Origin of the sequence: uncultured Bacteroides sp. (assembly GCF_910578895.1) — a bacterium.
GTDB lineage: Bacteria > Bacteroidota > Bacteroidia > Bacteroidales > Bacteroidaceae > Bacteroides.
On record NZ_CAJTSC010000011.1, the window covers coordinates 47,098 to 60,689 of the forward strand.

At 44.4% G+C, this 13,592-nt stretch carries 13 protein-coding genes and 1 pseudogene; 11 read left to right on the top strand and 3 right to left on the bottom strand.

All coding sequences use genetic code 11. The features are described 5' to 3' along the window. Positions 1-245 (bottom strand): annotated as a pseudogene (locus QZ327_RS04475) (transcription antitermination factor NusB); the annotation flags it as partial. Positions 246-417: 172 nt separating this feature from the next. Here QZ327_RS04475 and QZ327_RS04480 point away from each other — a divergent pair. The 5 genes from QZ327_RS04480 to QZ327_RS04500 all read left to right on the top strand — a co-directional run bounded on the left by QZ327_RS04480 (position 418) and on the right by QZ327_RS04500 (position 3,666). Beyond that, positions 418-819: a PUR family DNA/RNA-binding protein gene (locus QZ327_RS04480; RefSeq protein WP_294617484.1), complete on the top strand. Its 402-nt coding sequence runs from the start codon at positions 418-420 to the stop codon at positions 817-819. Between the two features lie 142 nt (positions 820-961). After that, positions 962-1,555 carry a 50S ribosomal protein L25/general stress protein Ctc gene (locus QZ327_RS04485; RefSeq protein ID WP_294617485.1) on the top strand — a complete coding sequence of 198 codons (594 nt, stop codon included), beginning with the start codon at positions 962-964 and terminating at the stop codon, positions 1,553-1,555. Positions 1,556-1,693: 138 nt separating this feature from the next. Continuing rightward, the gene (gene pth, locus QZ327_RS04490; protein ID WP_294617487.1) at positions 1,694-2,257 is read left to right on the top strand and encodes an aminoacyl-tRNA hydrolase; all 564 of its coding nucleotides are present in this window, start codon (positions 1,694-1,696) and stop codon (positions 2,255-2,257) included. Further along, positions 2,254-2,670: an RNA-binding S4 domain-containing protein gene (locus QZ327_RS04495; protein WP_294617489.1), complete on the top strand. Its 417-nt coding sequence runs from the start codon at positions 2,254-2,256 to the stop codon at positions 2,668-2,670. Before pth ends, QZ327_RS04495 begins: the two co-directional genes overlap by 4 nt. A gap of 9 nt (positions 2,671-2,679) precedes the next feature. Continuing rightward, a complete protein-coding gene (locus QZ327_RS04500; RefSeq protein ID WP_294617490.1) occupies positions 2,680-3,666 on the top strand; it encodes a Gfo/Idh/MocA family oxidoreductase in 987 nt (328 codons plus the stop codon). 101 nt (positions 3,667-3,767) lie between these two features. On the opposite strand, the gene QZ327_RS04505 is transcribed toward QZ327_RS04500, so the two are convergent. Then, positions 3,768-4,193 carry an HIT family protein gene (locus QZ327_RS04505; RefSeq protein WP_294617491.1) on the bottom strand — a complete coding sequence of 142 codons (426 nt, stop codon included), beginning with the start codon at positions 4,191-4,193 and terminating at the stop codon, positions 3,768-3,770. A 54-nt stretch (positions 4,194-4,247) separates the two neighbouring features. After that, entirely contained in the window at positions 4,248-6,515 is a 2,268-nt protein-coding gene (locus QZ327_RS04510; RefSeq protein WP_294617492.1) for a cation:proton antiporter, read from the bottom strand. 425 nt (positions 6,516-6,940) lie between these two features. Here QZ327_RS04510 and mce point away from each other — a divergent pair, with 425 nt between their 5' ends. The 6 genes from mce to QZ327_RS04540 all read left to right on the top strand — a co-directional run bounded on the left by mce (position 6,941) and on the right by QZ327_RS04540 (position 13,566). Beyond that, a complete protein-coding gene (gene mce / locus QZ327_RS04515) occupies positions 6,941-7,351 on the top strand; it encodes a methylmalonyl-CoA epimerase (RefSeq protein ID WP_294617494.1) in 411 nt (136 codons plus the stop codon). 106 nt (positions 7,352-7,457) lie between these two features. Then, entirely contained in the window at positions 7,458-9,011 is a 1,554-nt protein-coding gene (locus tag QZ327_RS04520) for an acyl-CoA carboxylase subunit beta (RefSeq protein ID WP_294617495.1), read from the top strand. A gap of 47 nt (positions 9,012-9,058) precedes the next feature. Then, a complete protein-coding gene (locus QZ327_RS04525) occupies positions 9,059-9,991 on the top strand; it encodes an OadG family transporter subunit (protein ID WP_294617497.1) in 933 nt (310 codons plus the stop codon). Positions 9,992-10,014: 23 nt separating this feature from the next. After that, on the top strand, positions 10,015-10,449 hold the full coding sequence (locus tag QZ327_RS04530) for a biotin/lipoyl-containing protein (RefSeq protein WP_294617499.1): 435 nt from the start codon (positions 10,015-10,017) through the stop codon (positions 10,447-10,449). A gap of 1 nt (position 10,450) precedes the next feature. Further along, positions 10,451-11,611 carry a sodium ion-translocating decarboxylase subunit beta gene (locus tag QZ327_RS04535; RefSeq protein WP_294617501.1) on the top strand — a complete coding sequence of 387 codons (1,161 nt, stop codon included), beginning with the start codon at positions 10,451-10,453 and terminating at the stop codon, positions 11,609-11,611. Positions 11,612-11,715: 104 nt separating this feature from the next. After that, positions 11,716-13,566, top strand: a complete 1,851-nt coding sequence (locus QZ327_RS04540) for a glycoside hydrolase family 13 protein (RefSeq protein WP_294617503.1) — start codon at positions 11,716-11,718, stop codon at positions 13,564-13,566. Positions 13,567-13,592 lie beyond the last annotated feature (26 nt).

Genomic DNA, 13,592 nt, shown 5'->3' on the forward strand with positions numbered 1-13,592 from the left:
AACTTCATGTTCGGATACAACTCCTCTGCCGTGGGAGCCAACTTTGCTTTTGCCGCATCAATGCGCTTTTGTGCGTAGTTCGTCAAGGCTATCATCAGCATAAGCAGGTAATTGTAAAGATCGTATGCTTTGGAAAGACTAAAGAACAACTCTTTCTCCGCAGCATCTAAATTTTTACTGCCATTCTGATAATAAGCGTATACAATTTGTATAATCTTAAGACGAATAAGAACTCTGTTTATCATAACTAAAATAAATACTGGTGTTTTATTGAGGGGCAAAAGTAGATATTTTTAATGAGTTTACACAAATAAATCACATTTTTTAATGCTATCCAATCATTATCCGTGCTTTTTCTTTTGACAGTTTAAAAAAAATCGTCAATTTTGACCCCGATTACAACAAGATAGCTGAAATATGGAAGACTTTAATAAAAAGAGAAGCGGACTGGACATGAACGACAAAGAAATAGTATTCTCCCAATCCATCAAAGCAGGTAAGCGTATTTACTATTTGGACGTTAAAAAAAACAGAAAGGATGAAATGTTCCTTGCCATCACCGAAAGCAAAAAAGTGGTAATGGGCGAAGGAGACGACTCGCAGGTAAGTTTTGAAAAGCATAAAATCTTTTTGTATAAAGAAGATTTTGAAAAGTTCATAAACGGCTTGCAACAAGCCATTGGCTTCATCCAAGAACAACAAGGATGCTATGTACAGCATAATGACAACGAACAACCGTCCGATAACGGGCAATCGGCGGAACAAGGGGAAAAAGAGTCATCACTTGACGGAGAAATTAAAATAGATATTGATTTTTAAAGGCGCAACCTTTTGATAATTCAAAAAGAAGCCGTACTTTTGCACCGCTTTTTTGCAACATCATGTGGTGGACCACATCGTGTAATGGTGAATTAAGCAATAATTTACTTAATTTTAGAGTAACACAAAAAAAATTAAAAGAATGAGAACTATTGAAGTAAAAGGAACTGCAAGAACTATTGCAGAACGTTCTTCGGAACAAGCAAGAGCTTTGAAAGCTATTCGTAAAAACAACGGTGTACCTTGTGTACTTTACGGAGCAGGCGAAAACATCCACTTCACTGTGCCCGCAGAAGGTTTGCGTAATCTGGTTTACACTCCGCACATCTACGTGGTAAACTTAACTATTGATGACAAACAAGTAAATGCTATCTTAAAAGATATCCAATTCCATCCGGTAAAAGATACTATCCTGCATGTAGACTTCTATCAGATTGACGAAGTTAAGCCTATCGTTATGGAAGTTCCCGTACAGATGGAAGGTTTGGCAGAAGGTGTGAAAGCCGGTGGTAAGTTGACTTTGCAGATGCGTAAACTGAAAGTTAAAGCTTTGTACAACGCAATTCCTGAAAAACTGATTGTCAACGTATCTCACCTGGGATTGGGCAAGACAGTAAAAGTTGGCGAACTGAACTACGAAGGTTTGGAGTTGCTTAACGCTAAAGAAGCCGTTGTATGCGCCGTTAAATTGACGCGTGCTGCAAGAGGTGCTGCGGCAGCTGCTGCAAACCGCTAATCAGCGCTTTCTTAGCAAGAAAACAAAATATTCCGGAACGCGGATTAACGCAGACTACGCAGATTTCACATCCGCGGATTGCTGCGATAATCCGCGTTTATCTTTACCCGAATTATCATTAAAGTAAGAATATAAAGAATGAAATATCTAATTGTCGGTTTAGGTAATATCGGCTCTGAATACCATGAAACCCGGCACAACATCGGATTCATGACAGTAGATGCTTTGGCTAAAGCAGCCGGAGCGACCTTTAATGACAAACGTTATGGCTTTACGGCCACAATGTCCGTTAAAGGGCGGCAACTGATATTGCTAAAACCATCTACTTTTATGAACCTAAGCGGAAACGCCGTACGCTACTGGATGCAGAAAGAAAATATTCCTTTAGAAAACGTATTGATAGTGGTAGATGACCTGGCACTTCCTTTCGGCACTCTACGGCTAAAAGGGAAAGGAAGTGATGCGGGACACAATGGTCTAAAACACATTGCAGCCACATTAGGGACTCAGAACTACGCCCGCCTGCGCTTCGGTATCGGCAATGATTTCCCCCGTGGAGGACAAGTAGACTTCGTATTGGGACATTTCACGGACGAGGACTGGAAAACAATGGAGGAACGCTTGGAAACGGCCGGTGAAATCATTAAAAGTTTTTGCCTTGCCGGTATTGACATTACAATGAATCAGTTTAATAAGAAATGAGTGAAGCAAGAATAGACAAATGGATGTGGGCCGTACGTATATTCAAAACACGTACAATTGCCGCCGAAGCTTGCAAGAAAGGACGTATCAGCATTAACGGAGCACTTGCGAAAGCAGCCCGAATGGTGAAGCCGGGAGATATAATACAAGTACGCAAACCGCCGGTCACCTATTCTTTTAAAGTATTGCAAACCATTGAGAAGCGCGTAGGAGCCAAACTTGTGCCCGAAATGATGGAAAACGTGACTACTCCCGACCAATATGAGTTACTGGAAATGAGTAAAATCAGCGGTTTCGTCAACCGCGCCAAAGGGACAGGGCGTCCCACCAAAAAAGACCGCCGGGAACTGGAAGATTTTACCACACCGGAGTACATGGATGACTTTGATTTTGATTTCGACTTTGAAGAATAACATATAAGTATGAGCGAGAAAATAATAAAATGGGGATTTATCGGCTGCGGAGAAGTAACCAAATATAAAAGCGGACCTGCTTTTCAGAAGATTGAACACTCCGAAGTAGTGGCAGTAATGAGCCGGGATATTTCCAAAGCCAAGACTTATGCCCGGGAAAGAGGCATCGCCAAATGGTACAACGACGCCCAAGAGCTGATTAACGATGAAGAAGTAAATGCCGTATATATTGCTACCCCGCCTTCTTCTCATGCCACGTATGCCATCATGTCCATGAAAGCCGGCAAACCCGTATACATAGAAAAGCCCATGGCAGTGACTTATGAAGAATGCTGCCGCATCAACCGCATTTCCAAAGAGACCGGCGTACCTTGTTTTGTCGCCTATTACCGCCGTTACCTTCCTTACTTTCTAAAAGTGAAGTCATTGGTAGAAGAAGGCACCATCGGAAACATCATTAACATACAAATCCGTTTTGCGCAACCTCCCCGGGATTTGGATTATAATAAGGAGAATCTGCCGTGGCGTGTGCAACCTGATATCGCCGGCGGCGGTTATTTTTACGATTTAGCTCCGCATCAGATAGATATACTGCAAGACATGTTCGGATATATTCTTAAAGCGAATGGATATAAGAGCAATCGTGGCGGATTATATCCTGCGGAAGACACGCTCAGTGCTTGTTTCCAATTTGACAACGGATTGGTAGGCAGCGGTTCATGGTGTTTCGTTGCCCATGAGTCGGCACGTGAAGACCGCATCGAAATCATCGGAGATAAAGGAATGATATGTTTCTCTGCATTCACCTACGACCCCATCGCTTTACATACCGAACGAGGAAGAGAAGAAATTCCGGTTGAGAATCCTGTTTATGTGCAGCAACCGCTTATACAAGCCGTAGTAGACCATCTGCTTGGCAAATCAACCTGTAACTGCGATGGCGAAAGCGCAACTCTGACGAATTGGGTTATGGATAAAATCTTGGATAAAATCTAAAGATAATCCGCAAGTGATGATTAGTGATTGGTGATTAGTATGCCGTGATGTAATAAGCAGGTCTATAATCACAAGATATAACCACCAATCACTAATCATTATCAGAGTTCTTTCCTCACTGAGTCAATCAATTCCTGATATTCGGCATCCGTCAGATACACCTTTCCCGGATTCATTTGGAAAGTACCGCCATAATCGGGACCATCTACATATTTCGGTGCTAAATGAAAATGAAGATGGGATAACTTGTCCGAGTATGCGCCATAATTAATCTTCTCCGGACTAAAGGCTTTCTGCATGGCACGAGTCACGCGAACCACGTCAGCCATAAAAGCATTGCGTTCTTCGTCACTCAATTCATTCAAATCATTCACATGGTCTTTATAAGCCACAAGACAACGTCCACGATAAGTTTGTTCCTTAAAGAGGAAAACGCGTGATACACTAAGTTGCGCAATCTCAATCATCAGATTATGCAACGTTTCATTATTCTGGCAGTACAGACATTCTTTCGGATCACTTTTCATGATATTCTTTTTTTAGTTTATATTTATAAAGCAAAGATAATCGTTCTCGTCATATTATAGGTAAACATTCTCATCATTTTCACCGACCAATCTGTACACATCCACATTCTCACCAACAATCCACACCACATCTCCTTCTGCAAAGGGTTCGTACACATCAGGAGCACGCAAGGCATCCTCTCCCCGCTCCACGCCAACAATCAGACAGTGATATTTCTCACGCATCCCCGCATCTTTCAAGTTTTTCCCAAAGAAAGGAGAATTAGCGTCAATACGCAACTGGCGCAATATCATCTCACTTTTTTCCACTGCATCCGCATCTATCGTTGAAAATTTAGTCATTTCTTCACCAAACACGCTCAATTCTTCATCGGTAGCGATAACCTGTATCTTATCCAAAGGGAAAAGACGCACCGAAGCGCCCGGAATATTTATCCGCTTGTGTCCACGAAGAATGGAAACGACATGCACTCCATAACGCTTACCGAAATTCAGTTCCGCCAGTGTCTTGCCTGCCCATGCCGATTCACCGGGTATCTCATAATCCGTCAAATGCAAATCACGGGAAAGCAAACGCCCCGCATATTCAGGTTTCTTCTCCCCCAAATATTCCACCCGCATATCCCGCGAACGCAGATTTTGAAAGAAGGTACGCTCAATCATTATAGACTGGCGCTTCAACTGTCTGGAAAGTATCATCACTATGACCAACAACACCGCAACCCCAAAGACAAGACCGACCGAAAGCTTGAACAATCCCGTTATGACAAACATTACAAAAGAAACCGCCAACAACATCCGCAGTACAATGGTAGCTACCAGCGGAGCACGATTTCCCCGGCTGTCGTGCCATAATGTCACGAACTCTGCCGAATGGTTTTTCTTAATCATAATGGCACGTAGAAAAGGGGCTATAAACAGAATGATAACCAAAGCGGCCAACAGACTCCCCCAAATACCGGGCAAACTTTCTTTGAAAAACGGCACAAGAAATCGGAATGCAATAGCTATCACCGCCACACTTACAATGGAATAAACCACTGTAATGCGCAACAAAGCCAGTATCAATTTCTTCCACAAGCTTTCATGATTCACTGTTTGCGAACCGGAAGCATAACGCAACAGAAACTTTTGCCACTTTTCCGGCAAATGCATATCAACGAAATCGGAAGCCGGCCCGGCAAGACGAATCATGTAAGGAGTGAGAAAAGTCGTAATAACAGATACAGCCACCACGATAGGATACAGAAAATGGCTCGTCACATGCAAAGTCACTCCCAAAGAAGCAATGATAAAGGCAAACTCGCCAATCTGCGTCAAACTAAAACCACATTGCATAGCCGTCTTCAACGGTTGTCCTGCAAGTAGCATTCCCAACGTACCGAACAAGGACTGCCCGACAATAACCGCCAACGTAATAACAATAATAGGTCCGGCATATTCCACAATCATCGAAGGATCCACCATCATACCGACAGAAACAAAAAATATGGCACCGAACAAGTCTTTCACCGGTTTGACCAAACGTTCAATGCTCTCCGCCTCTACCGTTTCGGCAAGAATAGACCCCATTATAAAAGCACCGAATGCAGCTGAAAATCCTGTATGGGCAGCAAGGACAACCATACCGAAACAAAGTCCGAGCGACACAATCAGCAACGTTTCCTCACTCATCAACCTGCGGCATTTTTTCAACAGGACAGGAATCAGATAGATACCTACAACAAACCACAATATGAGAAAGAACAGCAACTTCGCTATACTGCCCAGCATTTCCGCACCCTCAAAATTATGGCTGACCGCCATTGTGGACAACATTACCATCAAGACAATAGCAAGAATATCCTCCAAAATCAAGACACTAAGCACCAAGCCCGTAAACTGTTTCTTGCGCATGCCCAAATCATCAAATGCTTTATATATGATGGTAGTGGAAGACATGGCAATCATACCGCCCAGAAAGATGCAGTCCATCCGCTTCCACCCAAAAGCCGCTCCAACCGCTATGCCCAATAATATCATACAAAAGATAATCGTGCAGGCGGCGATAACTGCAGCCCCTCCCACTTTTACTATCTTCTTGAAACTAAATTCCAGTCCTAATGCAAACAGCAAGAAAATAACGCCGATATCCGCCCAAGTCTGTATATTTGCCGTATCCATCACCGAAGGAGTATAAGCCATGTGAGGGCTTGCCAAGAAACCCGCCACAACATATCCTAAAACCAACGGCTGTTTCAGTTTTTTAAATAACAGCGTCATTATCCCGGCGCAAATCAGTATCAAAGCCAAATCGGCAATCAAAGGAGCTAAATGTGACATAACAGTGGTCTGATTGTATTTGTGGAACAAAGATATAACAAAAAAACTTTTGAATTTCATTCAGAGTCTGTTTAAATTTTCCTGAGGAAGTTTCTCCGGTTTTCTTAGAGCCTCCTTCCTGTCTGTTCCCCACTTTTCATCCGTCATGCAGTTTGCCATGCTCCTCTATTACAAGCACACATGAGGAACCATCTTTCGATAGAACTCCCTTAATAATACAAAGAAGGATTTAAACAGATTCTTCATTTTAAAAACAAACACTTCCATCAAACAAAATAACGACCGATTATCTCAATTATAAGCATTAGAAGAAATACCCCTACAATTAATTGGTGAAAAATTTCTTTATTCAAGCAGAAATATCTTTCTTTGTACTGCGTATTTTAAAAATTAGGAATTAAATACCAACATTAATAAAAACTGTTATGAAGATTTCACACATTGAACATTTGGGTATTGCCGTAAAAAGCATCGAAGAAGCCCTTCCGTACTACGAAAATGTATTAGGTTTGAAATGCTACAACATTGAAACCGTAGAGGACCAAAAGGTGAGAACCGCTTTCTTGAAAGTAGGTGACGTGAAAATTGAGTTGCTGGAACCGACTTCACCCGAAAGTACCATTGCCAAATTCATCGAAAAGAATAACGGTAATGGTGGTATGCACCATTTGGCATTTGCTGTGGAAGACGGCGTGGCCAACGCACTCGCAGAAGGTGAAGAAAAAGGCATACGACTAATTGACAAGGCTCCCCGTAAAGGCGCCGAGGGTCTGAACATCGCATTCCTGCACCCGAAATCCACGCTTGGCGTATTGACGGAACTTTGTGAGAAATAAAAAAATCAGATTTCAAATCTTAGATTTATGATTTCAGATTGGTTATGCAGTTATGCTGCAAAGTAAATCTGAAATCATAAATCATAATTCATAAATCATAAAGAACATGAGTAATCAACTTGAGAAAATTAAAGAGCTTATTGACCGCCGTGCAGCCGCACGCCTTGGTGGTGGTGAAAAAGCGATTGCAAAGCAACATGAGAAAGGTAAATATACAGCTCGTGAGCGTATAGCTATGTTACTTGACGAAGGAAGTTTCGAAGAAATGGATATGTTCGTTGAGCACAGATGCACGAACTTCGGTATGGAAAAGAAACATTATCCCGGTGACGGCGTAGTGACCGGCTGTGGTACTATCGATGGTCGTCTGGTTTACATCTTCGCACAAGATTTCACTGTTTCCGCAGGTTCTTTGTCGGAAACCATGTCTCTGAAGATTTGCAAAATCATGGATCAGGCAATGAAGATGGGTGCTCCCTGTATCGGTATCAACGATTCAGGCGGTGCACGTATTCAAGAAGGTATCAACGCTTTGGCAGGTTATGCCGAAATTTTCCAACGCAATATTCTTGCTTCCGGTGTTATTCCCCAGATTTCCGGCATATTCGGTCCTTGCGCCGGCGGTGCCGTTTACTCTCCTGCCCTGACCGACTTTACGTTGATGATGGAAGGAACCTCTTACATGTTCCTTACCGGTCCGAAAGTAGTAAAAACCGTAACAGGTGAAGATGTCAGCCAAGAGAATTTGGGTGGTGCAAGCGTACACTCCACCAAGTCGGGAGTAACCCACTTCACTGCACAAACCGAAGAGGAAGGTCTTGCACTTATCCGTAAACTTTTGAGCTACATTCCTCAAAATAATTTGGAAGAAGCTCCCTACATCGACTGCACAGACCCGATCGACCGTTTGGAGGATTCATTGAACGACATTATTCCCGACAATCCGAACAAGCCCTACGACATGTATGAAGTTATCGGCGCTATCGTGGACAACGGTGAGTTCCTCGAAATCCAAAAAGATTATTCCAAAAATATTATTATCGGTTTTGCACGTTTCAACGGACAGTCCGTAGGTATCGTTGCCAACCAACCGAAATATCTGGCAGGTGTGCTCGACAGCAATGCATCCCGCAAAGGCGCCCGCTTCGTCCGCTTCTGCGATGCCTTCAATATTCCTATCGTATCGTTGGTAGACGTACCGGGATTCCTTCCGGGAACGGGCCAGGAGTACAACGGCGTTATCCTGCATGGCGCCAAATTGCTGTATGCCTATGGTGAAGCCACTGTTCCTAAAGTCACCATCACACTGCGTAAATCTTACGGCGGTTCGCACATCGTAATGAGTTGTAAGCAACTCCGTGGCGACATGAACTACGCATGGCCGACCGCAGAAATCGCTGTAATGGGTGGCGCAGGTGCCGTAGAGGTTCTATATGCACGCGAAGCCAAAGAGCAAGAAAATCCGGCTCAGTTCCTGGCTGAAAAAGAAGCGGAATACACCAAGCTCTTTGCCAATCCTTACAATGCAGCCAAGTACGGTTATATCGATGATGTTATCGAACCGCGCAACACGCGCTTCCGCATTATCCGCGCCCTGCAACAACTGCAAACCAAGAAATTGAGCAATCCTGCCAAGAAGCATGGTAATATTCCTCTTTAAAAATCGAGAATTGAAAGTTGAGAACTAAAAAATAAAAACTCAAATTTATGAATAAAACAAGAACCGGAATATTTCTTTCATTGATGCTGATGCTGGGTTTCTGTTCTTCTTGTGGAGAGAAGAAATCAAACACCAAGTTATTGCTGAATGAAGTGCTTGTCTCCAACGAAAGCAACTTTCAGGATGACTATGGCATGCACAGCGCATGGATTGAGATATTCAACAAATCATACGGCAGCGCCGACCTTGCAGGTTGCTATCTGAAATTCAGCAGCCAGCCGGGTGATACCGCCAGTTATTTCATCCCCAAAGGTGATGTTCTGACAGTGGTAAAACCGCGCCAACATGCTCTTTTTTGGGCAGACGGAGAACCGAGACGAGGTACGTTCCACACGAACTTCAAACTGGATACTAAGAATGCCAACTGGATTGGACTGTATGATTCCGGCAAGAAATTGCTCGACCAAGTAACAGTGCCGGCCGGCACTTTACAAGCCAACCAATCATACGCCCGTATCAGCGATGCAGCCGACCAATGGGAAGTGAAAGGAGGAAGTGACGACAAATACGTGACTCCCAGCACCAACAACAAGACCATTGACAGCAATGCTAAAATGGAGAAGTTTGAAAAGCATGACAGCGTAGGCGTAGGCATGGCAATATCCGCTATGAGCGTTGTATTCAGCGGCTTATTGCTTCTTTTCATCTCTTTCTATGTTGTAGGCAAACTTTCCGTGAACCTAAGCAAGCGTAACGCAATGAAAGCTAAAGGCATCACAGACAAACAAGAAGCGAAAGAGAAGCAATTGGGACAAGCTCCGGGAGAAGTATTCGCTGCTATTGCCATGGCAATGCACGAATTCCAAAGCGATGTACACGATGTGGAAGACACAGTGCTTACCATCACACGCGTGAAGCGCAGTTACTCACCATGGAGTTCAAAGATCTATACATTGCGTGAAACTCCTCACAAAAAGTAAAGTCACCCTAAAAAAACAGAACAATGAAAGAATATAAATATAAGATTAACGGCAATGTATACAAGGTTGCCATTGGAGATATTGAAGACAATATCGCTCACGTAGAAGTGAACGGAACTTCTTATAAAGTAGAAATGGAAAAGGCACCGAAAGAGGCTGTGAAACCGGTAGTGCGTCCGGTAGCCAGACCCGCTGCGGCAGCTCCGGCTACTCCAGTGACGAAACCGGCGGCAGCATCCGGCGGCAAGTCCGGTGTGAAATCTCCGCTTCCCGGCGTAATCCTCGACATCAAAGTCAATGTGGGCGACACGGTGAAGAAAGGTCAGGTAGTCATCATCCTGGAAGCGATGAAAATGGAAAACAATATCAATGCCGACAAAGACGGTAAGATTACAGCAATCAACGTTAATAAAGGAGACTCTGTTCTCGAAGGTACTGACCTCGTAATTATTGAATAATATGGGAGAATTTATCACATTTTTAGGAAATAACCTCGCCGACTTTTGGACTTATACGGGTTTTGCCAATGCAACGGTAGGACACGTAGCAATGATTTTGGTAGGTTTATTCTTCATCTACTTGGCTGTAGCTAAGGAATTTGAACCGATGCTGCTGATTCCTATCGGTTTCGGTATCCTGATCGGTAATATCCCTTTCAACATGGAAGCCGGATTAAAGGTTGGCATCTATGAGGAAGGTTCTGTACTCAATATCCTGTATCAAGGAGTAACTTCCGGATGGTATCCGCCACTCATCTTCTTGGGTATCGGCGCCATGACGGACTTCTCCGCTTTGATATCAAATCCCAAGCTGATGTTGGTAGGTGCGGCAGCCCAATTCGGTATCTTCGGGGCATACATGATTGCTCTGGGCCTGGGCTTCGACCCGATGCAGGCAGGTGCAATCGGTATCATCGGCGGTGCCGACGGTCCTACAGCCATCTTCCTCTCCTCCAAGCTGGCTCCTAACCTGATGGGTGCCATTGCGGTATCAGCCTATTCATATATGGCATTGGTACCGGTGATACAGCCGCCTATCATGCGTCTGCTGACCAACAAGAACGAACGTCTTATCCGCATGAAACCGCCGCGCGTTGTTTCGCATACGGAGAAAGTGATGTTCCCGATTATCGGTCTGTTGCTTACCTGCTTCCTCGTTCCGTCCGGCCTGCCTTTGCTGGGTATGTTGTTCTTCGGTAACCTATTGAAAGAAAGCGGTGTAACACGCCGTTTGGCAAACACAGCCAGCGGTCCGCTGATTGATACCATTACTATTCTGCTCGGTTTGACAGTAGGTGCTTCTACACAGGCATCCGAGTTCATAACCTTAGACTCAATCTTGATTTTCTTCTTGGGTGCCTTGTCATTCGTCATTGCCACTGCATCCGGTGTAATCTTCGTGAAGATATTCAACCTCTTCCTGAAGAAAGGCAACAAGATTAATCCGTTGATTGGCAACGCAGGTGTATCTGCCGTTCCCGACTCCGCACGTATCTCACAAGTAGTAGGTTTGGAATACGACCCGACCAACTATCTGTTGATGCACGCCATGGGTCCGAACGTTGCCGGTGTTATCGGTTCTGCCGTAGCAGCAGGTATTTTGCTGGGATTCCTGATGTAGTGAAAACGTTTGCATAATATCCATCCTGAATAATAGCGGAGAGGCGTAAGCTTTCTCCGCTATTTGTTTTAAATTAGCACTGAAAATAATGAAAAGCTAATAATATGAAAAAAGTATTCTTCTTTTTGGGAACGCTCTTACTTTCCCTCAGCACCTACGCAGCTATGGACGTAAACAAAATCGACCCTCCGTTCTGGTATACCGGAATGCAGAACCCGGAACTCCAACTGATGGTTTATGGCGAAGGCATCGGCAATGCAGCAGTATCCGTCAACCATCCCGGTGTTTCGCTGAGCAGTACTGTCAAACTGGAAAGCGACAATTACCTTCTGGTTTATCTGAAACTGGACAAAGACGTGAAGTCCGGAAAATTCAACCTTACCTTCACAGAAGGAAAAAAGAAACTCGTAAAGGAATACGAACTGAAAACACGTAGCAAGAAAGGCTGCGAACACAAAGGATTCGATGCATACGATGCACTTTACCTACTGATGCCGGACCGTTTTGCCAACGGCAATCCCGACAACGACCAGATAGCAGGCATGGCAACATATAAGGTAGACCGTAATGACCCGAATGCCCGCCATGGTGGCGACCTTGCGGGTATCGAACAACATTTGGACTACTTCTCGGACTTGGGTGTAACCGCCCTTTGGTTTACTCCGGTATTGGAAAACAACATGACCGGCGGTTCTTATCATGGCTACGCCACTACCGACTATTATAAGGTAGACCCCCGTTTCGGCACCAACGAAGAGTATAAGCAACTCATTGAAAAATCTCACGCACGCGGCATTAAAATCGTAATGGACATGATTTTCAACCACTGTGGCGTGGAACACGTATGGATAAAGGACATGCCTTCCAAAGACTGGTTCAACAACCCCGACCACAAAAACAACTTTGTACAGACATCTTTCAAACTGACTTCCCATGTAGACCCGTACACATCACAATATGACTTCGACCAAATGAACGACGGTTGGTTCGTAACAGCCATGCCCGACCTCAACCAAAAGAACCCGCATGTATACCGCTATCTGGTGCAGAACAGTTTCTGGTGGATTGAATATGCCAATATAGACGGTATCCGTATGGATACTTACCCGTATGCCGACTATGATGCCATGAGCAATTGGATGAAAGAGCTGAATGAGGAATATCCCAATTATAACACCGTGGGCGAAACATGGGTAACGGAACCTGCCTATACCGCCTGGTGGCAAAAAGATTCCAAACTCTCAGCCCCCAAGAACAGCAACCTCAAAACTGTGATGGACTTCAGCTTCTTCGACAAGATAAACACTGCCAAGAGCGAACAAACCGAAACCTGGTTCAAAGGGTTGGACCGTGTATATAACAACTTCGTATACGACTTCCTCTATCCCAACCCTGCTTCCGTACTCGCTTTCATCGAGAACCACGATACCGACCGCTTCCTGGGCGAAGGCGACAACCTGCCGATGCTGAAACAAGCCTCTACCCTATTGCTCACCACCCGCCGTATTCCTCAATTATACTACGGAACGGAAATCATGATGAACGGCGTGAAGAGCAAGAGCGACGGATATGTCCGCAAGGACTTCCCCGGCGGATGGACCGATGACAAAGAGACCGCATTTACACCTGAAGGACGAAGCAAAGCACAAAACGATTGCTACAATTTCTACAAAACAATATTGAACTGGCGCAAAGGAAACGATGTGATTGCCAAAGGCAGCATGACTCAGTTTATGGTACAGAACGGCGTATACGCCTATGCACGCCGGCACGAAGGTAAAACTGTATTCGTGATGCTGAACGGAACAGATACAGTAACCACTGTTCCTTTAAAGTTCTACAAAGAAATTCTGCAAGACAAGCAACAAGGCAAGGACGTCCTGACCGGTAAAACCGTTATCTTCGGTGAAGAGTTGAAAATGTCTCCGCGTGAGTCGTTGGTTATCGAACTGTAACCGGCGCATCCGAATAAAAACATAGC

Bases quoted from the DNA above. Each gene is read 5' to 3' on its own strand.
- QZ327_RS04480 (WP_294617484.1), top strand. From the start codon at position 418: ATGGAAGACTTTAATAAAAAGAGAAGCGGACTGGACATGAACGACAAA.
- QZ327_RS04485 (WP_294617485.1), top strand. From the start codon at position 962: ATGAGAACTATTGAAGTAAAAGGAACTGCAAGAACTATTGCAGAACGT.
- pth (WP_294617487.1), top strand. From the start codon at position 1,694: ATGAAATATCTAATTGTCGGTTTAGGTAATATCGGCTCTGAATACCAT.
- QZ327_RS04495 (WP_294617489.1), top strand. From the start codon at position 2,254: ATGAGTGAAGCAAGAATAGACAAATGGATGTGGGCCGTACGTATATTC.
- QZ327_RS04500 (WP_294617490.1), top strand. From the start codon at position 2,680: ATGAGCGAGAAAATAATAAAATGGGGATTTATCGGCTGCGGAGAAGTA.
- QZ327_RS04505 (WP_294617491.1), bottom strand. From the start codon at position 4,193: ATGAAAAGTGATCCGAAAGAATGTCTGTACTGCCAGAATAATGAAACG.
- QZ327_RS04510 (WP_294617492.1), bottom strand. From the start codon at position 6,515: ATGTCACATTTAGCTCCTTTGATTGCCGATTTGGCTTTGATACTGATT.
- mce (WP_294617494.1), top strand. From the start codon at position 6,941: ATGAAGATTTCACACATTGAACATTTGGGTATTGCCGTAAAAAGCATC.
- QZ327_RS04520 (WP_294617495.1), top strand. From the start codon at position 7,458: ATGAGTAATCAACTTGAGAAAATTAAAGAGCTTATTGACCGCCGTGCA.
- QZ327_RS04525 (WP_294617497.1), top strand. From the start codon at position 9,059: ATGAATAAAACAAGAACCGGAATATTTCTTTCATTGATGCTGATGCTG.
- QZ327_RS04530 (WP_294617499.1), top strand. From the start codon at position 10,015: ATGAAAGAATATAAATATAAGATTAACGGCAATGTATACAAGGTTGCC.
- QZ327_RS04535 (WP_294617501.1), top strand. From the start codon at position 10,451: ATGGGAGAATTTATCACATTTTTAGGAAATAACCTCGCCGACTTTTGG.
- QZ327_RS04540 (WP_294617503.1), top strand. From the start codon at position 11,716: ATGAAAAAAGTATTCTTCTTTTTGGGAACGCTCTTACTTTCCCTCAGC.